This is a genomic window from Komagataeibacter diospyri, assembly GCF_006538165.1.
Classification (GTDB): domain Bacteria; phylum Pseudomonadota; class Alphaproteobacteria; order Acetobacterales; family Acetobacteraceae; genus Komagataeibacter; species Komagataeibacter diospyri.
Map to the genome: position 1 here is coordinate 57228 of NZ_BDLU01000054.1, position 23089 is coordinate 80316.

Sequence of the window (23089 nt, forward strand, 5' to 3'; positions counted from 1 at the left end):
ATGCGGATTCTGGTGATGGACGGCAGCGCCACCGGAACACAGGCGCGGGCCGTGATTGCCTGCCTTGTGTCGGATGATGACGGCGTGTTGTCCGTTCTGGCGACCCGGTTCGCCACGGGGCGGGGGGCAGCCGAACAGTTTCCCCTGCTGGCGACCGAACTCTTTGCGCAATGTGGCTGGACCCATGCCATGCCCGAACTGGTGGGCGTGGTGGTCGGGCCGGGATCGTTTACGGGACTGCGGGCTTCGCTGGCGTTTGCCCATGGCCTTGCGGCGGGCAGCGGTTGTGCCGTCATGGGCATGACGGGGGGGGAAGCCATGGCCGACGCCCTGCATGACGTGGCCCGCCCACTGGCGGCCCGTCCGCTGTGCTGTACCACCGCGCGGCGGGGACGGGTATTTGTCGAAACGCTGGCGGACGGGAAGGATGCGGGCAGCGTGTCCGCCCATATGCTTGAGACACTTGAACTGCCGCCGGGTCCCGTGTTGCTGGCAGGGAATGCGGCGGATGATGTGGCGCAGGCCATGCCAGCGCGTGGAGACGTGCGGGTATGCGCATTGACGCAGCCCGCCCCCGTGGACATCGCCACGGTGGCCCTGCGCCGTTTTTGTGGCCACCTGCCGCCCCGCGCAGCCCAGCCACTCTATGTCGATGCGCCGGAGGCCAGACTGCCCGCGGCTGGCCTGCGACCGGCCCCCATCAATACGCCATGACCCCGCCCCCCCGGCCTGCCGGTGCGCAGGCCACGTTGCTGGCCCATATCCATGCGCAGGCATTTCCCGCCACCCACAGGTGGGATGCGCAGGCCATGCAGGCGCTGCTGGACATGCCGGGTGTATCCGTTGTGATGGCGGCAGGGGATGCGCCCGGCTTCATCATGATCCGCACCCTGTTTGATGAAGCCGAAATCCTGACTTTTGCCGTGGATACGGCATGGCAGAGGCGTGGCATCGGGCGTGACCTGCTGGCGCGTGGCATGCGGCAGGCCGGGAAAGCTGGCGCACGGACCCTGTTTCTGGAAGTGGCGATGGATAATGCTCCCGCCATGGCATTGTACCGCACGAATGGATTTGTGCAGGCGGGCGTGCGGCGTAACTATTACCCCGACGGGATGGATGCCTGTGTCATGCGGCGGGACATTTAAGAACAGTCAGCCGATATGTCATGCCATCTGTTTCTGTCTGTATTTCTTCCACAACATGACCAAGCAGCTTCAGACTGCGTGAAACATTGTCCAGTGGAGTTGCGCCACGCAGCCGGACAAGCAGTTTTTCCCCGGCGGAAAGTCTGTCAAGTGCCAACCGCGTGCGTACGAAAGTCATGGGGCATACTTCATGGGTGATATCTATTTCTGCCATATCAATATCAGACATATTACCATGAAACCTTTGTTGTTACCTGTTGCGGTCCGTCGGGAATTATTTATATAGGATATATCATTATTCCAGAGTGACAGGATCAGATTAATGGCTGATGCAGCGGCAGAAGTTGAAGTGCGGGAACTGGCTGCCGAAATCGTTTCGGCATACGTATCCCGTAATGAGCTGGATGCGGATACCCTTCCCGATCTGATTCACCGGGTTTACGAAGCCGTGGCCTCGCTTGGCCGCGCGGAGCCCGTGCCGGAAAAGCCGGTGCCGGCCGTTCCGCTGAAAAAATCGGTTTTTCCCGATTACATTGTCTGCCTTGAGGACGGGAAGAAGCTCAAGATGCTCAAGCGCCACCTCAAGACCGCCTATAACATGACGCCCGATGAATATCGGGAACGTTGGGGCCTGCCCCATGATTATCCCATGGTGGCCCCCAACTATGCCAGCCACCGTTCATCGCTTGCGCGCAAGATCGGGCTTGGCACCAAACGTGAGGACTGAACCACACACGGTGTGGTAGTGTGGACAGGTATCTGCATGATCGGCTACGCCCGTAAACATGGCACCAGACAGTAACGGACTACAAACCCGCATCGAACGCATGTGCACCGAACGCGGCCTGAAAATGACAGGCCAGCGGCGGGTGATCGCACGTGTCCTGTCTGAAGCCCACGACCATCCGGATGTGGAGGAACTGTACCGCCGCGCATCCCAGCTGGACGGGCGTATTTCGGTTGCCACGGTGTACCGCACCGTGCGTCTGCTGGAAGAAAACGGCATTCTGGAACGGCGGGATTTCGGTGGTGGTCGTGCCCGGTACGAAGCGACGGAAGAAGGCGACCACTACCATCTGATTGATGTGGAAAGCGGTCAGGTGGTGGAATTTACCCATGCAGATCATGCCGAACTGCTGCGCAGGATCACGGCCGAACTCGGGTTCGAACTGGTATCACATCGGCTGGAACTGTTTGCACGCAGGCTGCCCGACGTGCCAGAAGAACAGACGGGCCAGATGGCGCAAACGCAGCAGAAAGGCAGGTCACGGCCTTGAGTATCGAGAAAACCATACAGTCCCTTTCTACTCTGGACCTTGAACGCAACGGCTTTCCTGAATTGCGTGGGGGCAACCTTGGTGTCCGGATCGCCACGACGGATGAGGAACGCGACGCAGCCCAGGCACTGCGCTACCGTGTGTTTTATGAGGAAATGGGGGCGAAGCCCGATTCCCGTACCGCGCGCCTGAAGCGTGACATTGATGAATTCGATGAATATGCCGATCACCTTCTGGTGATTGACCATGCCATTTCATCTGGCGCCAAGGGCGTGGTCGGCACCTATCGCCTGATGCAGGGTGATGCGGCCAGTCGACTGGGCAAATTCTATACGTCCAGCGAATATGACATTTCCCCCCTGACCGAATTTCCCGGCAGGCTGCTGGAGGTAGGGCGGTCATGCGTGGACCTGAACTATCGCGGGCGCGCGGCCATGCAGCTGTTGTGGCGTGGCATTGCGTCCTACATTTTCCTGCACCGCATTGATGTTCTGTTTGGTTGCGCCAGCCTGCCGGGCACCAATCCTGATGCGCTGTCGGATGAACTGACCTATCTGTACCACAACCACCTTGCCCCGCCTGCACTGCGCGTGCGCGCCCTGCCTGAACGGCGGGTGGAGATGCTGCGTACGGACCCGCAGGTGCTGGACCACCGGCGTTCGCTTGCACGCCTGCCTCCCCTGATAAAGGGTTATCTGCGGCTGGGTGGTTATGTGGGTGATGGCGCCGTGATCGATGAACAGTTCAACACCACCGATGTCGCGGTACTGGTCAAAAGCGAACTGCTGGCTGACAAGTATTACCGCCACTACGAACGTCGCCTGCGTGACGCACTGGACTAGCCCCGCATTGCCCGGGGGAGCGGATTGCGGCGCTCCATGATGTCCCTGCACACTCTGTATATGAAGCTTGCGCGCCTGCACGGATGGCGGGCGGATCTGGCCATGCTGCTGGCGGGCGGGGTGTATGCCCTTGCGTTTCCGCCGCTGCATGCGGTTTTGGTGCTGCCGGTTGCTTTCTGTCTGCTGGCTCTGGCGATTGACAATGCGGCTGGCTGGCGTGGGGCCGCGCGGCGTGGCTTCATGTTTGCAATGGGGCTTTATACAGTGGGCCTGTACTGGCTCATGTATGCCATCCTGCTGCGCGCGGATGATTTCTGGTGGCTGGTGCCGCTGGCGTCACCGGGCTGTGCGCTGATCCTTGCCCCGTTAAGTGCCCTGTCCGCCGGGCTGAGTCGACTGGTGCCGCGGGGCACGGGACGGCTTATGGTGCTTTCGGCACTGTGGACGTTGACCGACATGGCGCGGGTGTACGTGTTCAGCGGCTTTCCATGGAACCCGCCGGGCAGTGTCTGGGAATTTCCCGGCCTGGCAGGGGATATCATGATCCAGCCTGCCGCATGGATCGGGGTGGATGGCCTGACGCTGCTGACCTGTATCGTGGCGCTGGTCCCGCTTTATGGTCGCGTGGGCCGATGGGCGTGTCTTGCACTTGTGGTAGTCTGGGTTGGTTGTGGTGCGGCACGCTTCGGCAGCATCCATGACACCTATCTCCATAACCCTGAAATTGTGCTGGTGCAGGGTAATGTGCCTGAAACTGACAAGATCGCGGGCAATTCGGACGTGGCGATTTTTCGCCGTTACCTTGGCCTGACCCATCAGGGGGTGGAACAGGGGCTGAGGCAGGCAGGCGATACGCGGTCTGTTGTGTTCGCATGGCCGGAATCGGCGTTTCCGGGGCTGCTGCTGGAAGATGATATTGCACGTCCCATGATCATGCGGGCTGGGCAGGGGGCTGCAGCGGGCATTATTGGCAGCGTGCGCTGGCTGGAGGACGACCACCACTGGCGTAACAGCATGGTGGCCCTGATGCCGCCCGATGGCGCGGGCACCATGGTGTATGACAAGGCGCATCTGGTGCCCTTTGGGGAATATCAGCCGGCCTTCCTCCCCTTCCATGTCGTGCCGGGTGAAGGAATGACCCCCGGCCCCGGTGTGCGGACATGGCACCTGCCCGGGATCGCCCCGGTGGGGCCGCTGATCTGTTACGAAGTGATTTTTTCAGGACAGGTAGCCGATCTCCACGACCGGCCGGACTGGCTTATGAACAGTACCAATGATGCCTGGTACGGTAACAGCGCCGGCCCCCGGCAGCATCTTGCCGCCGTGCGTCTGCGCGCAGTGGAAGAAGGGCTGCCCGTTGCGCGTGCCGCCAATACCGGTATTTCGGCCGTGTTTGACGGGCGCGGGCATGAACTGGCACGGCTGGGCTGGGACAGGCAGGGCGTGCTGGTCCATGCCGTTCCCGATGCTTTGCCCTGTACGTTCTTTGGGCGTTATGGGCGTCTGGTTCCGCTGCTGCTGGCGTGCGTGCTGGGGCTGGGCGGCCTGTGGCGCGGGGTTATGCGGGACAGGGTCATCTAGGGAAAACAGGCCTGCCCATCTGATCATCTTAATTCATGCATTTTAAATGCATGAATATTTTCCTAAATCCCCGTCAAATGCATGACAAAGGTTATTTTATGTAATGCCTGTGCGCCGTCCTCTGGAAATTCGTATAAATAGCGGATTTATTGTAGCCATTCTTGATTTAAAAAACCTTAACGTTCACATGTGGGTGGTTGAGGTATCTTAATTTCCAGTTGGTCTGGGAATATCAGGCAGGGAAGGTAAGACCATTATTGTGACGGGGAAAATGTCCGCTACGTCCAATCCTGTAGATGTGCATGTCGGCAACCGTATCCGCCTGCGTCGCACATTGCTGGGTATGTCACAGGAACGATTGGGTAATGCCCTGGGGCTGACATTCCAGCAGGTGCAGAAGTATGAACGCGGGCGTAACCGGGTAGGGGCGTCACGTCTGTACGACCTGGCATGCGTCCTGGATGTTCCGGTAGGATTTTTTTTCGCGGATCTGCCCATGCAGGCCAGTGACGCAGACCAGCCCGATACAGGCAATGCGCAGGGCATGGCCGAACCCACCGCCAGCCTGCTGTCGCCTGCATTGCCTACGGTGGCGCAGGATGACCTGGCCCTGCTGGCACGTCGCGAAACCATTGAACTGGTCCGGGCCTATTACGGGATCGAGGACAGTGGCACCCGCCGTCGCGTCCTTGATCTTGTCCGGTCCATGGGCGCGTCCTGAACGGCTGGTTATTCCCGCCTGAGCACCTGATCGGTCATGAAGGATGCGATTTTTCCGGCACGGAAATCCGTGCGCAGGCGGTCTTCATCATATTCCGTGCGGACCCAGTCCATGAAGGGCAGTCGTCCTTCGGCCTCCGCTGCGTAACGCAGGAAGAAGGCATCCAGAACCCCGGTCCGTGAACTGTTGAAATGGCCGTTTTTCCATGAAAGCTGGCGCAGCGCCTGTTGCGCCGTCCCCCCTTCGAACAGGATAACAAGTCCCGCTGCCAGTCCCGTGCGATCGGCACCCGATTTGCAGTGCATGAGCATGGGAAAGCGGATGTCGCGGTACAGCCGCGCGAATCGTTCAATACGATCCTTGTGCGGGGCATTGCGGCTTTCGAACGCCATGTCGATATGGATCAGCCCGATCTTATGGGCGGCTTCACGCGACAGGGCATCCGACCCGCACTGGCGGTGCCCGCGCAGGTTGACCAGTGTTTTCAGCCCGTAGCGGCGGGTGGCAAGCCGCAGCCGCCATGGCGTGGGGTGGTTGCAGCGATAGACACGGCCGGGAATGACCACGCGGAAATTGGTCCATGTCTGCCGCAGGATCGCATGGTCCACGAACAGGCTGTCGATCCACGCACGGCTCCGGCCGGCAGGGGTGGACAGGTTTCCCTCAAACACCAGCCATGTCCTTTCAAACGGGTGGATATGAAAAAGGCGCTGGATTTTTCACATCCAGCGCCTTTCGCGTCAATCACGAATGAGGTGACTGTCCGTTACGCCTTGCGTTCCAGCTGCAGTTCCTTGATCCGGCCAATCGCCTTGGCGGGGTTCAGGCCCTTGGGGCAGGTCTGGGTACAGTTCATGATCGTGCGGCAGGCATACAGCTTGAGCGGATCTTCCAGCGCGTCCAGACGGTCGCCCGCATGTTCGTCACGGCTGTCGGCAATCCAGCGATAGGCCGCCAGCAGCGTTGCCGGTCCAAGGTAGCGGTCGCCATTCCACCAGTAGGACGGGCACGAGGTGGAGCAGCAGAAGCACAGGATGCACTCCCACATGCCATCCAGCTCGGCACGTTCCTCAATGCTCTGGCGGCGTTCGGAATCCGGCGGCGGCAGCGTGTCGGATTTCAGCCACGGATCAATCGAGCGCAGCTGCGCGTACGCACCGTCCAGATCGGGCACCAGATCCTTGATGACCGGCATGTGCGGCAGCGGGTAGATTGCGATGTCACCCTCAATGTCCCGAATGGGCTTGAGGCACGCCAGCGTGTTTTCGCCTGCGATGTTCATCGCGCACGACCCGCAGATTCCTTCACGGCACGAACGCCGGAAGGTCAGGGTGGAATCGACATCGTTCTTGATATGGATAAGCGCGTCGAGCACCATCGGCCCGATTTTGTCCAGATCAATCTCGTAGGTATCGACCACGGGGTTCTTGTCATCGTCCGGGCTCCAGCGATAGATCCGGAAGTTCTTGACATTGGTGGCGCCGGGGGCGGCGGTGAAAATGCGGCCCTTGCCCACCGTGCTGTTCTTTGGCAGCCTGAATTCGACCATCGTCTCGTTCCTTTTCCGCCGTTACGTCAGTAGACGCGCTTCTTGGGGGGGAAGACCTGCACATCGTTGGTCAGCGTTTTCATGTGCACGGGGCGGTAGCTTAGCGTGACATCGCCCGTGTCGGTCATGTGGGCGACGGTGTGCTTCATCCAGTTCTTGTCGTCACGGTCGGGATAGTCGTCATGCGCCTGGGCGCCGCGGCTTTCGTGACGGGCGTCTGCACCCGCCATGGTGACGGTGGCATTGGCCAGCAGGTTCTCGAACTCCAGCGCTTCCATAAGGTCGCTGTTCCAGATCAGCGAACGGTCGTTGATCGAAATATCGGGAATTTCCGACCAGATTTCTTTGATCTTTTCCACACCCTGCGCAAGGCTTTCGGTGTTGCGGAACACGGCGGCGTGCTTCTGCATGGTGCGCTGCAGCTTGCTGCGCATGTCGGCCACATGGGTCTTGCCCTTGGCGTAACGCAGGCGGTCGAAGCGTGCGATCGCGGCGTCACCCGCCCCTTCGGGCAGCGGCGGGATCACTTCCTCGCTCTTGATGGTGGCGGCGGCACGCTGGGCGGCGGCGCGGCCAAACACCACAAGGTCAAGCAGCGAGTTGGTGCCAAGGCGGTTTGCGCCATGCACGGATACGCAGGCCGCTTCACCCACGGCCATAAGGCCGGGCACCACCGCATCGACATCATCGGCCGTGGGGCGGATGACCTCGCCATGGTAATTGGTGGGAATGCCGCCCATGTTGTAATGCACCGTCGGCAGCACCGGCACCGGCTCCTTGGTCACGTCGATACCGGCAAAGATGCGCGCCGTTTCCGAAATGCCGGGCAGGCGTTCATGCAGGATCTCGGGGCCAAGATGCTCGAGGTGGAGCATGATGTAGTTCTTTTCCGGACCACAGCCGCGACCTTCGTTGATTTCGATGGTCATGGCGCGCGAGACCACGTCGCGCGACGCCAGGTCCTTGGCCGTGGGGGCGTAGCGTTCCATGAAGCGCTCGCCTTCGGAATTGGTCAGGTAGCCACCTTCGCCACGGCAGCCTTCCGTCAGCAGGCAGCCCGCGGGGAAGATACCGGTGGGGTGGAACTGCACGAATTCCATGTCCTGCATCGGGATGCCCGCGCGGATCGCCATGCCACCGCCATCACCCGTGCAGGTATGCGCCGAGGTGCACGAATGGTAGGCGCGGCCATAACCGCCGGTCGCCAGCACGACTTTCTGCGCGCGGAAACGGTGCAGCGTGCCGTCTTCCAGGCACCATGCCATGACGCCACGGCATGCGCCATCGTCATCCATGATCAGGTCGATGGCGAAATATTCGACAAAGAACTCGACGTTATGCTTCAGGCACTGCTGGTACAGCGTGTGCAGGATGGCATGGCCCGTGCGGTCGGCGGCGGCGCAGGCGCGGGGCACCGGGGCCTCGCCATAGTTGCGCATGTGTCCGCCAAAGGGGCGCTGGTAGATCTTGCCGTCTTCCGTGCGGGAAAAGGGCACACCCATGTGCTCGAGTTCCTGCACGGCGGGCACGGCTTCGCGGCACATGTATTCGATGGCGTCCTGATCGCCCAGCCAGTCCGATCCCTTGACGGTATCGTACATGTGCCAGCGCCAGTTATCCTCGGCCATGTTGCCAAGCGATGCGCCAATGCCGCCCTGTGCGGCGACGGTATGGCTGCGTGTGGGGAAAACCTTGGTCACGCAGGCGGTCTTGAGGCCGGCAGCCCCCATGCCCAGCGTGGCCCGGAGGCCGGAGCCACCAGCGCCTACGACAACCACGTCATATGCGTGGTCAACGATCCTGTAGGAGCCGGTGAGTGGTGAAGTGGTCGCGTTCATTTCTTGGACGTGTCCCGATGCTCGTTCGGACGGCCGGCCAGTATTGCGGCCCGCCGGTCCGCGAATGTCATGTTCTGCTCAGGCGATTGCGTGGGCCTCAGCCCGCGGCAATCCTGCCCCGGCTGCTACCGGCCAGCGCCAGCTTCAGTACGGAAACCGTGCCGAACAGACCCAGAAGGAAGACGATCCCCTTCATCAGCAGGCCCGCAGGCAGGTGCGCCTTGCCATGCACGTAGTCATCAATGATGACCTGCAGCCCAAGCTGGGTGTGGTAGAAGGTCAGGATCACCAGCGACAGCATCATGGTGGTGTTCAGCGGGCGTGCGCCCCACTTCGCCACTTCCGGCTGCGATGCGCCGGCCAGGCGGAACACCTGGATCACGAACCAGCCCGACAGCGGCACAAGGGCCACCGCCGATGCGCGTTCCGCCCACCAGTGGCCAACACCGGCCTGCCCCGAACCCAGGCCCCGCGCGCGCGACAGCTGCGAGCGCATGACCGTGACATGCGGCTTCTTTGGATTGCTCATGGTCAGGACGCCTTCTTGCGGGAACGACAGATCGCGACACCAAGGATACCGGCCACCAGCGCCAGCGTGGTGCCCACTGTCACGCCCACGGCCACGGGGCCATCCTCGTTGATTTCCTTTTTGGAGAAGCGATAGCCGCTATCCCACACCAGGTGGCGTATCCCCGCCACGAAGTGATAGACCAGCGCCAGCGCCCACCCCGCGAGCAGCATCTGCCCCAGCGGGTTGCCGGTCACCTTCTGGACCTTGCTGAAAGATTTTGGTCCCTTTGCCGCCGCGCTGATCCAGCACAGGCCAAGTGCCGAACCGCCAGCGGCGGCGACACCGGCAGCGCGGTTCGCGATTGAAAGGAACATGGAAAGACGGAAGCGGTAGACCTGGAGGTGTGGGGACATAGGCCGCCTGGTCAGAGTTCCGTCGCTTCGCTGCCCTACATAGAGCGCATCACGGACATCCTGCATGGTCGTCTCGTCAATTTCCCTGTTATGGCTTCGGTTTGTTCCGTCGCCTTGTCTGAATTCGGTCCTACGCCGCACGGAAGGCGGGGTCAACGCACGCCCGGAACACGAGGTTGAGAGACCTGATCTCCGCTACATGGCGGTACAGCCCCGCTGCACCGCCATTCATGCCTGCCCTGTGGCCAGCCGGTCAGTGCCCGAGCAGGTCGAGTGCGACCATCGTTTCCGCGATCTGGACCGCGTTCAGCGCCGCCCCCTTGCGCAGGTTGTCGGCAACGCACCAGAAGCCGAGTCCATTGGGCACCGTCGGGTCGATGCGCAGGCGCGAGACGTAGGTCGCGTCCTCACCCACGACTTCAAGCTGGGTAGCGTAGCCGCCATCCTCGCGCTTGTCATGCAACACCACGCCCGGCGCTTCACGCAGGGCTTCGCGGGCGCGTTTGATATCAACGGGTTCCTCGAATTCCACGCTGATGGCCTCGGCATGGCCAATAAACACGGGAACACGCACGCAGGTGGCGAAGACCGCGATGTCGGGGTCGAGGATCTTGCGGGTCTCGACCGTCATCTTCCACTCTTCCTTGGTCGCGCCGTCATCCATGAAACGGTCGATATGGGGAATGCAGTTGAACGCGATCTGCTTGGTGAACTGCTCGGCCTTCAGCGGGTCGCCCACCAGGCTGCCACGCGACTGGTTGAACAGTTCGTCCATGCCGCTTTTGCCCGCACCGGCCACGGCCTGGTAGGTAGCGACCACAACGCGCTTGATTGTGAACAGGTCATGCAGCGGCTTGAGGGCCACCACCATCTGGATGGTCGAGCAGTTGGGGTTGGCGATGATGCCGCGCTTCGCCTTCTTCACATCGTTGGGATTGACCTCGGGCACCACCAGCGGCACGTCCGGCTCCATGCGGAAGTGGGAGGTGTTGTCAATCACGATGCAGCCCGCTTTCGCGGCCCGCGGCGCATGTACGGCCGAAACCGCCCCACCGGGGGAGAAAAGGGCGACATCCCAGCCGGTAAAGTCGAAGGTTTCAAGGTTCTGGACCTTCAGTACCTTCTTGTCGCCAAAGGAGACTTCCTTGCCCGCCGAACGGGCGGACGCAAGGGCCACGATTTCATCCACAGGGAACTGACGCTCGGCCAGAGTCTTGAGGATCTCGCGCCCCACAGCGCCGGTGGCGCCCACCACCGCAACGCGGTAACCCATAATCTTCCATCCTGTCCTGTCATGCCGGTCCCGTCCGGGCGGACGGGCCGTTAGCCGTAACTGTAACGACACGTAGAGCCTGTATGCCAAAGGCGCAAGCAGCACGGACCATGCGGAACCGGGAATCGAATCGGGGGTAAGGTCAAGGTGGCATGTCCCATGCGGTGATAGGTCTTGTCCGTTTCCGCGTGCCGGGTGCACGCTTGGCCCATCGCGCCATACCGGGCAGGCCCCAGCGGCCACCCGTCCCGGTACAGGGCGCAGGCAAGAACGGTTAGAGAGATCATGGCCTTATCATCCGATACTTCCAAAACCATGCCCCCCGGCGCGCGCAGGGCGCCACCATGCACCCTGGTCATTTTCGGGGCGCATGGGGATCTGACCAAGCGGCTGCTCATGCCTGCGCTGTACAATCTGGTGGGCAACGGGCTGCTGGATGACGGCTTCCGCATCATCGGCGTAGACCGCGTGGACAGCACGACCGCGCAGTGGCGCGACGGGCTGGCCGACATGATGCAGTCCTTCACCCGTAATCCCAACGCCGAATTCCATCCTGCCAGCATCAACGCGCAGCAGTGGGACTGGCTGGCGCAGCGCCTGGAATACGTGCAGGCCGATTTCAGTGATGCGGACGCCCTGCGCCAGCTTGGTGCGAAACTGCCGGGTAACGCCATCTTCTACCTTGCCATCCCCTCGCGGTTTTTCGCCACGGTGGTGGAAACACTGGGCACGGCCGGGGTGGTGACGCAGAAAGAAGGTGTCTTCCGCCGCGTGGTGATTGAAAAGCCCTTTGGCTCCGACCTTGCTTCCGCGCAGGAACTCAACCGCCGGGTGCTGTCGGTGCTGGAGGAGTCGCAGGTCTTCCGCATTGATCACTTCCTGGGCAAGGAAACGGTGCAGAACATTCTCGCCATGCGATTCGGCAACCTGATATTCGAACCGCTGTGGCGCAACGAATATGTCGATCATGTCGAGATTACCGCCGCCGAGACCATCGGCGTGGAACAGCGCGGCGCGTTTTACGAACCTACCGGTGCGCTGCGTGACATGGTGCCCAACCACCTGTTCCAGTTGTTCGCCATGGTGGCGATGGAACCGCCCAACACGTTCGACGCCGAAAGCGTGCGCAACGCCAAGGAACAGCTGTTCGAGGCCGTGACCCCGATCGACCCGAAAGACGCCGTGCGCGGGCAGTACGCAGCTGGCACGGTGGAGGGCAAACCCATGGTCGGCTACCGTGAAAGCCCCGGCGTCGCCCCGCACAGCAACACCGAAACCTATGTGGCGCTGAAGCTGCATGTGGATAACTGGCGCTGGGCCGGGGTGCCGTTCTACCTGCGTACCGGCAAGGGGCTGGGGGGACGGCGGACCGAGGTCGTGGTGCAGTTCCGCAAGCCGCCGATGCTTATGTTCCGTGAAACCGAAACGGAGGAACTGCCCCCCAACCGCATCATCCTCAACATCCAGCCAGCCCAGGGGCTGACGGTGGAACTGGGGGCGAAAAAGCCGGGACCGGAAATGGACCTGACCAATGTGCAGGCCCGCTTCCGGTATGAGGACGTGTTCGCCAAATCCCCTAATGTCGGGTACGAAACCCTGCTGTATGACTGCCTGATGGGTGATGAAACCCTGTTTCAGCGCGCCGATAATATCGAGGCGGCATGGAAGGCCGTGGATCCCGTGCTGCAGGCATGGGCGAAGGATACGGCGGGGCCGGAATTATACGAAGCTGGCACGACAGGCCCCCGTGGGGCGGATGAACTGCTGCATCGTGACGGGCGGGCATGGTACCCGCTCGATCGCGCCTGACGGTTTCAGGCGGGGTCTGGATACGGTCACGATCCTGTCGTGACGCGGTATCCAGACGCCGCCCGCAGAAGTTGCGGGCGGGAGGGGGCAGAAATCAGATCCTGCCCTGTAACGGGATGCGGGTTACTGCGCGGGTGTGGCCGTGCTGCCCTGCGCTTCAGTGGCCTTGGCCTGCTGTGCGGCGGTGTGTTCGCTGTCGCCCTCGCGGAACAGGGTATCGGCGTGCTTGCGCTGCTTCTTGGAGAAGCTGTCATACAGCGACGCGAACGCGGTGTTCAGCGTCTGCATGTCATGCGCGCGCTCGACCACCAGTTCGGCATAGGACTGCATGTTTTCCACGGCGTTCAGGGTCGGCAGCTTGCCGCGGCGGTCCTCGATCGCGTCATGCAGGCGCTGCCCGTTGTCGCGCATGTCCTGTGCGAAGGGGGCCCACAGGGCTTCCTGCTTCTTGGTGATGCCCAGTTCGTCATGCAGCGCCTTGATGTGCGCTTCCACCTGTTCCGGCTCAGGGTCGCGTGGGGTGTGGGCCAGCGGTGCTGTCGGGTTGGGCTTGCCTGCCTCTGTCTGGGCGGCTGCCGCGGGCTGCTGGTCGGCCGCCATGGCCATGGCGGGCAGCATCAGGAGGGCGGCAGCGGGTAGGAACCGACGGAACATCATGTTGTGTGTTTTCCTTCGCAGTGTGTGTCAGTGTGCGTGGGATGTGTCAGGGCTGCGGTTATCAGTAACCGCCACCATACGGGTAATAGGCCGGCGGCGGGGCAGCCGGCGCGGGCGTGGGATAATAGGCTGGCGGAGGGGCCGCTGCGCCACGTTCGGCCAGCGTGCTTCCCAGCATGGCGCCAACCGCAAGCCCGGCAAGGCCGCTGCCTACGGCCAGCCCCGCACCCCCGCCGCCACCACGGTGCCCGCCATAATAACCGCCGCGCGGTGGGGGCGGCGGCGGTCCACGATGTCCGCCACGCGGGCCGCCATGCCATGGCTGGGCCTGCGCGGCCGGTACGGCTGTTGCCAGTATGCCCAACGCAAGGCTGGCTGACAGGAGGGAAGCGGTAAGTTTGCGCAGATGCATGGACTTTGAGAACCTCGACATGTCGTGAAGGCGGAGAACGGGACAATCATGACCGATGTCCGTGTCGAAACGATGGCCGGCCATGTGTCAGGCAACCCATGGCAGACGTTTTGTCAGGGCGGATAACCGGTGACGACGCAGTTCGTTGCGTGCGCGGGCATCATTGGTCATGTAATTCAGCTGGATGGTATGGCGTGGGCCGACATACTGCCGGTGCCCATGCCATGTGTCCGGCCCGTTGGGAAAGACCAGCAACGTGCCGTTGACGGGCGGGATCTCGGCGGCGAAATCCTCAAGGTCATGCGCGTTGCGCAACAGCCGCAGGCAACCTTCGTGCCGTGACCATGCCGCGTCATCGGCAGCATTCAGGTACAGCAGGACGGTTACGCGCTTGCTGTCGGAATCGCGGTGGATGCGCCCGTCTTTCGCCCGCGTGCGTCCGCGCAGTGTCAGCATGGTCGGCGCGGTATCCAGATCCAGCGCGAATTTGCGTGCGATCAGGTTCCGCAGGCGTGGCCCCTCCAGCTCCCGCACCAGCTGCGCCATGAGGGGCGACAGCGTCAGGGCCTGGGGCGGGAAGGACCCGCCGGAGCGGATATCGGGCAGACTTGCCGCCAGGGCATGCAGGTCATCCGGCCCGATGAAATGCGGCACCACCACATGGGCGAATGGCGCGATGGACACCGCTGCCGCTTCCAGCGCCGCATAATCGGGGGTGACGGGTTGGATCATGCCATCCTGCAAGCTGGTTCAGTAAACGGCCCCCAGATTAAGCCCGGACACGTCCCCCCGCAAGACATGTGTACGGGGGTCAGCCGCTGACCGTGTCCACCGCGTCCAGCACCCGGCTGGAATAGACCGTGGCGGCGCCCGCGTTCAGGGCGACGGCCACGCCCAGCGCCTCGGCAATTTCCGCTTTTGTCGCACCCGCCTTTACCGCCGCTGTGGAATGGACGGATATGCAGCCGTCGCACCGCGTGGTCACAGCCACGGCCAGCGCGATCAGTTCGCGTGTCTTGGCGTCCAGATGGCCGGTGCGCGCGGCGGCCCCGTCCAGCGTCTGGAGTCCCTTGATCGTGTCGGGCGACAGCGCGGCAAAGGCTTTGATAGAGTCGCCCAGATGGGCGCGGTAAGCGTTCCAGTCAGTCATCACAAACTCTCCATTTTGGATGGTTTCAGTTCACCAGATGGAGAGAACCCCTGTCATGACACAGTTTGGAGAGTTTACGGCCTTGATGGGGGGTTTGTTACGGACTATCGCCGAAATATCATGGATACAGATATCGCCCCCGCCCGCCCGTCCGCTGCGGCGCTGCCCGCAGGTACCGGCCCCCTCGCCGCCTATGAGGCCCGTGTGGCCTCGGGCCGTCTTGATCGTGACCCGGAACAGGAAAAGGCCGCCCGCAGGCTCGACCGCCTGTGGCGGGAACTGCGTGACTACCATCCGGTGGTCCAGCAGCACGCGCCACCGGTCTCGGGCTGGCTGGGCGGGCTGAAGGCGCGGCTGGGTCTGTCGGGACATGCCCCGGCTGAAACCCCGCGTCCGCGCGGCGTTTACATGGTGGGGCAGGTGGGACGTGGCAAGACCATGCTCATGGACCTGTTCTTCAGTCTCGCACCCGTGGAGCACAAGCGCCGGGTCCATTTCCACCGCTTCATGCAGGACGTGCACCAGCGCCTGCATGACATGAAGGTGGCGAATCCCGGCCTGACCGATCCCATCCCCCCGCTGGCACGCCAGATCGCGCAGGAAGCGTGGCTGCTGTGCTTTGACGAATTCCAGGTCAATGACATTGCAGACGCCATGATCCTTGGCCGTCTGTTCGACTACCTGTTCGCCGATGGCGTGGTGGTGGTGGCGACATCCAATACAAAGCCCGAGGACCTGTTCCAGGACCGCCCCGGCGCTGATGCCTTCAAGCCGTTCATCGCCACGATGCTCAAGGAAGTGGATACCGTCATCCTCGATTCCCCGCGCGATTACCGCCGGGGCAACGCGCGCGGCATGCAGACATGGATCATCCCCGTTGATGATGCGGCGCGCCGCGAACTCGACTCGATCTTTACCCGGCTGGCCGACGGCGCGGCGGTCGTGCCGGTCACGCTGGACATCATGGGCCGCAGCCTGAAGGTGAAACAGGCGGCAGGCCCCGTCGCGCGCTTCAGCTTTGCCGATCTGTGCGGCAGGCCGCTTGGCGCGGGTGACTACCTGGCGCTGGCCACGCGGTTTCCCAACCTTGTCCTTGATGGGGTGCCGCGCATGGGGCCAGACAATTTTGACGAGGCCCGACGCTTCATCGTCCTGATCGACACGCTGTACGAACAGAACGTCAAGCTGTTCGCCTCCGCCGAGGACAGGCCCGACGCCATTTACGCCAAGGGGCAGGGCGCGACCGCGTTCGAGCGCACGGCGTCCCGTCTGGAGGAGATGCAGAGTGCCGCCTACATGCAGCTGCCGCACCTGAACGCATAAAGGGGGAAATGGGTGACGGGGTCACGCCATCGTGACGGTTATGGCGGTGGTGTGACTGGTCAGGCGGTAGGCAAGCCGGACTGTCTTTGCTTGGGTATGGGCAAGTTCGCATCAGCCGGGACGAACGCCACGGATAGGGATGTTTTGCATGCAGGTTTCCCCCGACCGGGGACAGGCACGAAAATGTCAGTATGCGCGGCAAGCAGACCTGATCCTGATGAATGATGGCGGCATCCCGGCATGGGTGCGGCTAGGGTAGCGATACAAATCGGGCCGGTGAAAGTTACAGGCCGGACCCGACAATAGCGCGGCCAAAAAAGGCCGCCAGCGAGGAGATGTCTTCAATATGGCGGGCGTAGATATTCTTTCGACCGCATTCAGTGGCGCCAATACAGCCTATCTGGCTGAATTGTATGCGCGCTGGGTGGCCGATCCCAACAGCGTCGATCCTTCCTTTGCCTCCCTGTTCCAGGAACTGCATGAGGATGGCCCGGAAATCGTTCATGATGCGGAAGGGGCGTCGTGGGCGCCACGGCCGCATATCATCACCGGTGACGAACCCGCACCCCTGCCGAATGGCAAGGCGGCGGGTGTTACGGCCGAAGGGCTGCGGGCCGCGGCTGATGACAGCCTGCGCGCAACCCAGCTGATCCGTGCGTTCCGCGTGCGTGGCCACCTTGAGGCCCGTCTGGACCCGCTGGGCCTGCAGGTGCCCCAGCCCCATGCCGACCTTGACCCGGCCACCTATGGCTTTGGCCCCAGGGATCTTGATCGTCCGATCTACCTTGGTCACATCGTCGCCAGCCTGGTCGGGACCGATACCGCGACCATCAACCAGGTGCTTGACGCCCTGCGTGCTGTCTATTGCGGGCCGATCGGCGCGGAATTCATGCACATCCAGGACCCCGAGCAGCGCATGTGGGTGCAGGCGCGGCTGGAAGGTGACAACTGGCGTAAGGGCGCAAGCCCCGAGCAGAAAAAGGTCATCCTGCAGCAGCTGACCGAAGCGGAAGGTTTCGAGTCCTTCTGCCAGAAGCGTTACGTCGGCACCAAGCGCTTCGGCCTTGAGGGCGAGGACGTGACCATCCCCGCGCTGCATGCGATCATCGATCAGGCGGCGGCTGGCGGCGTGCGTTCGGTCGCCATCGGCATGCCGCATCGTGGGCGCCTGAACACGCTGGTCAACATCGTGCGCAAGCCCTACACCGCCATTTTCAGCGAATTCGCCGGTGCGTCCTTCAAGCCTGATGACGTGCAGGGGTCGGGCGATGTGAAATACCATCTCGGCACCTCCACCGATGTCGAGATTGGCGGGACCCCGGTCCATATCTCGCTTCAGCCCAACCCCTCGCACCTTGAGGCGGTGGACCCGGTCGTGATCGGCAAGGTCCGCGCGACGCAGGATGATGACGACCCCCAGCAGCGTGGCCGCCACATGGGCCTGCTGCTGCATGGCGACGCGGCGTTTGCCGGTCAGGGCATCGTGTATGAAACGCTGGCCATGTCGCAGCTGATTGGCTACCGCACCGGCGGCACGATCCACGTCGTGGTCAACAACCAGATCGGCTTCACCACCGTATCGGTTCATTCCTTTTCTGGTCTGTACTGCACGGATGTGGCCAAGGCGGTGCAGGCCCCGATCCTGCATGTAAACGGCGACGAGCCGGAAGCGGTGATCTACTGTTCGCGTCTTGCGGCCGAGTTCCGCCAGAAGTTCGCATCCGATGTAGTGCTGGATATCGTGGGCTACCGCCGTCACGGCCATAACGAGTCCGATGAGCCGTCATTCACCCAGCCCACCATGTACAAGGCCATTGCCGCGCGCCCGACCATTCGCACGCTGTATTCCGACCGCCTTGTGCGCGAGGGTGTCGTGACCGAGGCGGAGGTCACGGCCGAATGGGATGGTTTCCACAACAGGCTGGAAGAAGCCTATCAGGCGGCACAGGGTTACAAGCCCAACAAGGCGGACTGGCTGGAAGGCGCATGGCAGGGGCTGAAGCCGCCGCCGGTGGACGCCACCCGTCCCGCACCGGAAACAGGTGTCGCCATTGACCGGCTGAAGGAAGTGGGTGCGGCGCTGGCGCATGTGCCCGATGACTTCAACGCCAATTCCAAGATCGTCCGCCAGCTCAAGGCCAAGGCGAAGATGTTCGAGACGGGCGGGGGCATCGACTGGGCTACGGGTGAGGCGCTTGGCTTCGGCACGCTGCTGCTGGACAAGCACCATGTCCGCCTGTCGGGTGAGGACTGCCAGCGCGGCACCTTCAGCCAGCGTCATGCGGTGCTGATCGACCAGATCAACCAGAATACCTATGTGCCGCTGAACAACATCGCCAAGGATCAGGCCGCGATCGAGATCTACAACTCGCTGCTGTCCGAATTCGGTGTGCTCGGGTTCGAATACGGCTACTCGCTGGCCGATCCGAACGCGCTGGTGCTGTGGGAAGCGCAGTTCGGTGACTTCGCCAACGGCGCACAGGTCATCATAGACCAGTTCATCGCATCAGGTGAGACCAAGTGGCTGCGCATGTCTGGTCTGGTCATGCTGCTGCCACATGGGTACGAAGGGCAGGGGCCGGAACATTCCTCCGCCCGTCTGGAGCGTTATCTCCAGCTCTGCGCCGAAAACAACATGCGCGTTTGCAACCTGACTACGCCGGCCAACTACTTCCACGCCCTGCGTCGCCAGCTGTTCCTTGATTACCGTAAGCCGCTGATCATCATGACGCCGAAATCCCTGCTGCGTCACAAGCTGGCGGTCTCTGAACTGAAGGATTTCGGTCCGGGCACGCGCTTCCTGCCAGTGATTGGTGAAATCGACCAGATCGCGGCCCCCGCCAAGGTAGACCGCGTGGTGATCTGTTCGGGCAAGGTCTATTACGACCTGCTGGCTGAACGCCGTGAACGCAAACTGGATAACGTCGCCATCATCCGGCTGGAACAGTTCTATCCCTTCCCCGAAAAGATGCTGGCGGAAGAACTGGCCCGCTACGCGCAGGCCAAGGTGATCTGGTGTCAGGAAGAGCCGGAAAACATGGGTGGGTGGAACTTTGTCGATCGTCTGATCGAAGGCGTGCTGACTTCCGTGAACCACAAGAGCACACGGCCGACCTATGTCGGGCGCGTGGCAGCGGCCAGCCCCGCCACGGGTCTTGCGAAGGTTCATGTCGCCGAGCAGACGGCGCTGGTGAACAGGGCGCTGGGTGTCAGCGCCTGAGGGCCACGGGCTTTACACATAAAGGATACGGGAACGGCGTTCCGGCCGTTCCCCTGAATAACGATAAGGCCGCCCGGGCGCGCGATTGGGGTGCCAGGGTGGCCAAGGGATTGGGAATCAAAAGATGTCTGCCGATATCAAGGTACCGACACTGGGCGAAAGTGTTACCACTGCAACCGTTGCAAAATGGCTGAAGCATCCGGGCGATGCCGTGAACGAAGATGATCCGTTGGTGGAACTGGAAACCGACAAGGTCAGTGTGGAAGTTCCCGCTCCGCAGGCTGGCGTGCTTGGCCCGCTGCTGGTTCCCGAGGGCGAGGAAGTCGAGGTCGGCACCGTGCTGTCCACCATCGAGGCCGGAAAAGGTGCAGCCCCCAAGGCTGCGGCCGCTCCCGCCCCCAAGAAGGAAGCAGCCCCCGCAGGCGTGCAGGCCCAGCCTGCGACCCCGGGCCCCGTCGCCCGTCCGGCAACGCCGCCGTCTGATGTTGCTGCACAGGGGGCGGCTGCCGTGGCTTTCCCGAGCGCGCGCAAGATGATGACCGAACAGGGCGTGTCCGCAGCCCAGGTCGGCACGGGTACCGGCAAGGATGGCCGTATAACAAAGGGTGACGTGCAGTCGTTCCTGTCGCAGCCGCGGGCAGCCCAGCCTGCGGCTGCCGCCCGCCCGCCGCGTCAGGACGACCCGCGTGAGGAACGCGTGAAGATGACGCGTCTGCGCCGCACCATCGCCCGTCGTCTGAAGGACGCGCAGAACACTGCCGCCCTGCTGACCACCTTCAATGAGGTGGACATGTCGGCGGTGATGCAGATGCGTGCCGAATACAAGGACCTGTTCATCAAGAAGCATAACGGCGTGAAGCTGGGCTTCATGTCCATCTTCAGCCGTGCGGTGATCGCGGCCCTGCAGGAATTCCCGGCCATCAACGCCGAAATCGACGGCGATGACGTGATCTACCGGGAATTCGTGAACCTCGGCATTGCCGTGGGTGGCCCCAACGGGCTGGTTGTGCCGGTGATCCGTGATGCGGACAAGATGAGCTTTGCCCAGATCGAAGGGACAATCGCAGGCTTTGGCAAGAAGGCACGCGAAGGCACGCTGAAGATCGATGAACTGTCGGGTGGCACGTTCTCGATCACCAATGGCGGCATCTATGGTTCGCTCATGTCCACGCCCATCATCAACGCGCCGCAGTCGGCCATCCTTGGCATGCATGCCATTCAGGATCGCCCGGTTGCCGTGGACGGGCAGGTGGTGATCCGCCCGATGATGTATATCGCCCTGACCTACGATCACCGGATCGTGGATGGCAAGGAAGCGGTCAGCTTCCTTGTGCGGGTCAAGCAGAACGTGGAAGACCCGCGCCGTCTGCTGCTGCAGGTCTGATGCCTGCCGGGGCCGTGCCATGCGCGGCCCCTACGCGCAACCGCATAGCAAGCAGGACTGAATAGACATGACAATCGACATCAAGGTGCCCACGCTGGGCGAAAGTGTGACCACGGCTACGGTCAGCAAATGGCTGAAGCAGCCCGGTGACGCCGTGAACGCGGATGAACCGATCGCTGAACTGGAAACCGACAAGGTCAGCGTGGAAGTCCCCGCCCCGCAGGCAGGTGTGCTTGGCGCGCATGCGGTGAAGGAAGGTGACGAGGTTGAGGTCGGGACCGTACTGACCACCCTGGCCCCCGGCGCCGGTGGCCAGAAGGCGGCCCCGGCAGCTGCCAAACCGGCCCAGTCCGCCCCGGCCGCCGCAGCACCTGCCGCCGCCCCCGCGCCTGCCGCCGAAGCCCCGGCCGAGACGGATTACGACGTGATCGTGATCGGTGCCGGCCCCGGTGGTTACGTGTGCGCCATCCGCGCGGCCCAGCTTGGTTTCAAGGTGGCGTGTGTGGAAAAGCGCGCGACGCTGGGGGGCACCTGCCTCAATGTTGGCTGTATCCCGTCCAAGGCGCTGCTGCAGCAGTCCGAGAACTTCCATGCCGCCAAGGATGAATATGCCGATATGGGCATTATCATCGACAGCGTAAAGCTGGATCTGGCGAAGATGATGGCGCGCAAGCAGTCCGTGGTCGAAGCCAACGTGAAGGGCGTGGAGTTCCTGTTCAAGAAGAACAGGATCACCTGGCTCAAGGGCACCGGCAAGGTTGAGGGTACGGGCCGCATCACGGTTGATGGCAAGCCGGTTACGGCCAGGCACATCGTGATTGCCAGCGGCAGCGACAGCGCCGGCCTGCCGGGTGTGGATGTTGATGAAAAGCAGATCGTCACCTCCACCGGCGCGCTCGAACTTTCCGCTGTTCCCAAGAAGATGGTGGTGATCGGTGGCGGCGTGATCGGGCTTGAGCTGGGCAGCGTCTGGCATCGTCTTGGCGCGGATGTGACGGTGATCGAATACCTCGACCGCCTGGTTCCTGGCACCGATAACGAAGTGGCCAAGACATTCCAGCGCATCCTGACCAAACAGGGCCTGAAGATGAAGCTGGGCCACAAGGTGACCAGGGCGGAAAAATCTGCCAAGGGCGTGACCCTGACCGTGGAACCCGCGCAGGGCGGAGCGGCGGAAACGCTGGAAGCCGACGTGGTGCTGCTGGCCATTGGCCGCACGGCGGCCAGCAAGGGCTTCGGGCTGGAGGAAGCCGGCATTGAACTGGACAGGCGTGGCCGGATCGTGACCGACGCGCATTACGCCACCAGCGTGCCGGGTATCTATGCCATTGGCGACGTGATTGCAGGCCCGATGCTGGCGCACAAGGCCGAGGAAGAAGGCGTGGCCGTGGCTGAACTGCTGGCCGGTCAGGCTGGCCATGTCAATTACGGCGCCATCCCCGCCGTAGTGTACACGTGGCCGGAGGTCGCGACCGTTGGCAAGACCGAAGAAAACCTGAAAGAAGAAGGGGTTTCCTACAAGGTTGGCAAATTCCCCTTCACTGCCAATGGCCGCGCACGCGCCATCGGCATGACGGACGGATTTGTGAAGGTGCTGGCGGATTCCACCACCGATCAGGTGCTGGGTGTGCATATCATCGGCCCGATGGCGGGCGAACTGATTGCCGAATGCACCATGGCGATCGAATTCGGCGCATCGTCGGAAGACATTGCACGCACCTGCCACGCCCACCCCACGCTGAGCGAGGCGGTAAAGGAAGCGGCGCTGGATGTGGACAAGCGCGCCATTCATATCTGAACCAGCGTACTAGATATAAACCCCGCCCGACAGGTTTTCTGTCGGGCGGGGTTTTTTATTTAAAGTAAAATAATCATATGAAAATTAATATATGATGCTTATATTGATTTTGATAAGCGCAATGTCAATATAATTAACTGATTTATATTGGTATATTCAGGTGTGATATGTCGATCTATGTGGAAT

At 62.2% G+C, this 23089-nt stretch carries 23 protein-coding genes; 12 read left to right on the top strand and 11 right to left on the bottom strand.

Going from position 1 to position 23089, the window contains the following annotated elements; all coding sequences use genetic code 11:
• Entirely contained in the window at positions 1–714 is a 714-nt protein-coding gene (gene tsaB, locus MSKU9_RS12305; protein WP_141261708.1) for a tRNA (adenosine(37)-N6)-threonylcarbamoyltransferase complex dimerization subunit type 1 TsaB, read from the top strand.
• Positions 711–1145: a ribosomal protein S18-alanine N-acetyltransferase gene (gene rimI / locus MSKU9_RS12310; RefSeq protein ID WP_141261709.1), complete on the top strand. Its 435-nt coding sequence runs from the start codon at positions 711–713 to the stop codon at positions 1143–1145. Before tsaB ends, rimI begins: the two co-directional genes overlap by 4 nt.
• Here the strand turns inward: rimI and MSKU9_RS12315 are convergent.
• Entirely contained in the window at positions 1126–1374 is a 249-nt protein-coding gene (locus MSKU9_RS12315; protein WP_141261710.1) for a sulfurtransferase TusA family protein, read from the bottom strand. The two genes, rimI and MSKU9_RS12315, sit on opposite strands and share 20 nt — an antisense overlap.
• Positions 1375–1467: 93 nt before the next feature.
• Here MSKU9_RS12315 and MSKU9_RS12320 point away from each other — a divergent pair, with 93 nt between their 5' ends.
• The 5 genes from MSKU9_RS12320 to MSKU9_RS12340 all read left to right on the top strand — a co-directional run bounded on the left by MSKU9_RS12320 (position 1468) and on the right by MSKU9_RS12340 (position 5566).
• Entirely contained in the window at positions 1468–1872 is a 405-nt protein-coding gene (locus MSKU9_RS12320; RefSeq protein WP_010514757.1) for a MucR family transcriptional regulator, read from the top strand.
• A 58-nt stretch (positions 1873–1930) separates the two neighbouring features.
• Entirely contained in the window at positions 1931–2422 is a 492-nt protein-coding gene (locus MSKU9_RS12325; protein ID WP_019090652.1) for a Fur family transcriptional regulator, read from the top strand.
• Positions 2419–3264 (top strand): GNAT family N-acetyltransferase, encoded by an 846-nt coding sequence (locus MSKU9_RS12330; RefSeq protein ID WP_141261711.1) that lies wholly within the window; start codon positions 2419–2421, stop codon positions 3262–3264. The genes MSKU9_RS12325 and MSKU9_RS12330 overlap by 4 nt, the downstream gene beginning before the upstream one ends.
• Before the next feature lie 36 nt (positions 3265–3300).
• Positions 3301–4845 carry an apolipoprotein N-acyltransferase gene (gene lnt, locus MSKU9_RS12335; RefSeq protein ID WP_141261712.1) on the top strand — a complete coding sequence of 515 codons (1545 nt, stop codon included), beginning with the start codon at positions 3301–3303 and terminating at the stop codon, positions 4843–4845.
• A gap of 271 nt (positions 4846–5116) precedes the next feature.
• Positions 5117–5566 (top strand): helix-turn-helix domain-containing protein, encoded by a 450-nt coding sequence (locus MSKU9_RS12340; protein WP_141261713.1) that lies wholly within the window; start codon positions 5117–5119, stop codon positions 5564–5566.
• Positions 5567–5574: 8 nt separating this feature from the next.
• Here the strand turns inward: MSKU9_RS12340 and MSKU9_RS12345 are convergent, their stop codons facing one another.
• The 6 genes from MSKU9_RS12345 to MSKU9_RS12370 all read right to left on the bottom strand — a co-directional run bounded on the left by MSKU9_RS12345 (position 5575) and on the right by MSKU9_RS12370 (position 11150).
• Positions 5575–6237, bottom strand: a complete 663-nt coding sequence (locus tag MSKU9_RS12345) for a fused DSP-PTPase phosphatase/NAD kinase-like protein (protein WP_141261714.1) — start codon at positions 6235–6237, stop codon at positions 5575–5577.
• 95 nt (positions 6238–6332) lie between these two features.
• Positions 6333–7115 (bottom strand): succinate dehydrogenase iron-sulfur subunit, encoded by a 783-nt coding sequence (locus MSKU9_RS12350; RefSeq protein ID WP_010509197.1) that lies wholly within the window; start codon positions 7113–7115, stop codon positions 6333–6335.
• Between the two features lie 26 nt (positions 7116–7141).
• Positions 7142–8953 (bottom strand): succinate dehydrogenase flavoprotein subunit, encoded by a 1812-nt coding sequence (gene sdhA / locus MSKU9_RS12355; protein WP_141261715.1) that lies wholly within the window; start codon positions 8951–8953, stop codon positions 7142–7144.
• 97 nt (positions 8954–9050) lie between these two features.
• Positions 9051–9482, bottom strand: a complete 432-nt coding sequence (gene sdhD / locus MSKU9_RS12360; protein WP_141261716.1) for a succinate dehydrogenase, hydrophobic membrane anchor protein — start codon at positions 9480–9482, stop codon at positions 9051–9053.
• A gap of 2 nt (positions 9483–9484) precedes the next feature.
• Positions 9485–9877, bottom strand: coding sequence for a succinate dehydrogenase, cytochrome b556 subunit (gene sdhC / locus MSKU9_RS12365; protein WP_010514767.1), 393 nt, complete (start codon positions 9875–9877; stop codon positions 9485–9487).
• A 253-nt stretch (positions 9878–10130) separates the two neighbouring features.
• Entirely contained in the window at positions 10131–11150 is a 1020-nt protein-coding gene (locus tag MSKU9_RS12370; RefSeq protein ID WP_141261717.1) for an aspartate-semialdehyde dehydrogenase, read from the bottom strand.
• A 285-nt stretch (positions 11151–11435) separates the two neighbouring features.
• Here MSKU9_RS12370 and zwf point away from each other — a divergent pair, with 285 nt between their 5' ends.
• Entirely contained in the window at positions 11436–12959 is a 1524-nt protein-coding gene (gene zwf, locus MSKU9_RS12375) for a glucose-6-phosphate dehydrogenase (RefSeq protein WP_141261718.1), read from the top strand.
• Between the two features lie 123 nt (positions 12960–13082).
• On the opposite strand, the gene MSKU9_RS12380 is transcribed toward zwf, so the two are convergent.
• The 4 genes from MSKU9_RS12380 to MSKU9_RS12395 form a co-directional block, all read right to left on the bottom strand.
• Positions 13083–13616 (bottom strand): Spy/CpxP family protein refolding chaperone, encoded by a 534-nt coding sequence (locus MSKU9_RS12380; protein ID WP_141261719.1) that lies wholly within the window; start codon positions 13614–13616, stop codon positions 13083–13085.
• 61 nt (positions 13617–13677) lie between these two features.
• A complete protein-coding gene (locus MSKU9_RS12385; RefSeq protein ID WP_141261720.1) occupies positions 13678–14028 on the bottom strand; it encodes a hypothetical protein in 351 nt (116 codons plus the stop codon).
• A gap of 87 nt (positions 14029–14115) precedes the next feature.
• Entirely contained in the window at positions 14116–14760 is a 645-nt protein-coding gene (locus MSKU9_RS12390; protein WP_141261721.1) for a 2OG-Fe(II) oxygenase, read from the bottom strand.
• A 79-nt stretch (positions 14761–14839) separates the two neighbouring features.
• Positions 14840–15178 carry a carboxymuconolactone decarboxylase family protein gene (locus MSKU9_RS12395; protein WP_141261722.1) on the bottom strand — a complete coding sequence of 113 codons (339 nt, stop codon included), beginning with the start codon at positions 15176–15178 and terminating at the stop codon, positions 14840–14842.
• A 120-nt stretch (positions 15179–15298) separates the two neighbouring features.
• Between MSKU9_RS12395 and zapE the strand changes: the two genes are divergently transcribed.
• From zapE to lpdA, 4 genes are all read left to right on the top strand, one after another.
• On the top strand, positions 15299–16501 hold the full coding sequence (gene zapE / locus MSKU9_RS12400) for a cell division protein ZapE (protein WP_141261723.1): 1203 nt from the start codon (positions 15299–15301) through the stop codon (positions 16499–16501).
• A 346-nt stretch (positions 16502–16847) separates the two neighbouring features.
• Positions 16848–19721, top strand: coding sequence for a 2-oxoglutarate dehydrogenase E1 component (locus MSKU9_RS12405; protein ID WP_141261724.1), 2874 nt, complete (start codon positions 16848–16850; stop codon positions 19719–19721).
• A gap of 124 nt (positions 19722–19845) precedes the next feature.
• Positions 19846–21105 (top strand): 2-oxoglutarate dehydrogenase complex dihydrolipoyllysine-residue succinyltransferase, encoded by a 1260-nt coding sequence (odhB, locus tag MSKU9_RS12410; RefSeq protein ID WP_141261725.1) that lies wholly within the window; start codon positions 19846–19848, stop codon positions 21103–21105.
• A 67-nt stretch (positions 21106–21172) separates the two neighbouring features.
• A complete protein-coding gene (gene lpdA / locus MSKU9_RS12415) occupies positions 21173–22903 on the top strand; it encodes a dihydrolipoyl dehydrogenase (RefSeq protein WP_141261726.1) in 1731 nt (576 codons plus the stop codon).
• Positions 22904–23089: the final 186 nt, after the last annotated feature.

Coding starts and splice junctions, on each gene's coding strand:
- sdhA (WP_141261715.1), bottom strand. CDS start 8,953: ATGAACGCGACCACTTCACCACTCACCGGCTCCTACAGGATCGTTGAC.
- MSKU9_RS12315 (WP_141261710.1), bottom strand. CDS start 1,374: ATGTCTGATATTGATATGGCAGAAATAGATATCACCCATGAAGTATGC.
- zwf (WP_141261718.1), top strand. CDS start 11,436: ATGGCCTTATCATCCGATACTTCCAAAACCATGCCCCCCGGCGCGCGC.
- zapE (WP_141261723.1), top strand. CDS start 15,299: ATGGATACAGATATCGCCCCCGCCCGCCCGTCCGCTGCGGCGCTGCCC.
- MSKU9_RS12340 (WP_141261713.1), top strand. CDS start 5,117: ATGTCCGCTACGTCCAATCCTGTAGATGTGCATGTCGGCAACCGTATC.
- sdhC (WP_010514767.1), bottom strand. CDS start 9,877: ATGTCCCCACACCTCCAGGTCTACCGCTTCCGTCTTTCCATGTTCCTT.
- MSKU9_RS12350 (WP_010509197.1), bottom strand. CDS start 7,115: ATGGTCGAATTCAGGCTGCCAAAGAACAGCACGGTGGGCAAGGGCCGC.
- MSKU9_RS12390 (WP_141261721.1), bottom strand. CDS start 14,760: ATGATCCAACCCGTCACCCCCGATTATGCGGCGCTGGAAGCGGCAGCG.
- lpdA (WP_141261726.1), top strand. CDS start 21,173: ATGACAATCGACATCAAGGTGCCCACGCTGGGCGAAAGTGTGACCACG.
- MSKU9_RS12385 (WP_141261720.1), bottom strand. CDS start 14,028: ATGCATCTGCGCAAACTTACCGCTTCCCTCCTGTCAGCCAGCCTTGCG.
- odhB (WP_141261725.1), top strand. CDS start 19,846: ATGTCTGCCGATATCAAGGTACCGACACTGGGCGAAAGTGTTACCACT.
- MSKU9_RS12325 (WP_019090652.1), top strand. CDS start 1,931: ATGGCACCAGACAGTAACGGACTACAAACCCGCATCGAACGCATGTGC.
- tsaB (WP_141261708.1), top strand. CDS start 1: ATGCGGATTCTGGTGATGGACGGCAGCGCCACCGGAACACAGGCGCGG.
- sdhD (WP_141261716.1), bottom strand. CDS start 9,482: ATGAGCAATCCAAAGAAGCCGCATGTCACGGTCATGCGCTCGCAGCTG.
- MSKU9_RS12395 (WP_141261722.1), bottom strand. CDS start 15,178: ATGACTGACTGGAACGCTTACCGCGCCCATCTGGGCGACTCTATCAAA.
- lnt (WP_141261712.1), top strand. CDS start 3,301: ATGATGTCCCTGCACACTCTGTATATGAAGCTTGCGCGCCTGCACGGA.
- MSKU9_RS12380 (WP_141261719.1), bottom strand. CDS start 13,616: ATGATGTTCCGTCGGTTCCTACCCGCTGCCGCCCTCCTGATGCTGCCC.
- MSKU9_RS12405 (WP_141261724.1), top strand. CDS start 16,848: ATGGCGGGCGTAGATATTCTTTCGACCGCATTCAGTGGCGCCAATACA.
- MSKU9_RS12370 (WP_141261717.1), bottom strand. CDS start 11,150: ATGGGTTACCGCGTTGCGGTGGTGGGCGCCACCGGCGCTGTGGGGCGC.
- rimI (WP_141261709.1), top strand. CDS start 711: ATGACCCCGCCCCCCCGGCCTGCCGGTGCGCAGGCCACGTTGCTGGCC.
- MSKU9_RS12320 (WP_010514757.1), top strand. CDS start 1,468: ATGGCTGATGCAGCGGCAGAAGTTGAAGTGCGGGAACTGGCTGCCGAA.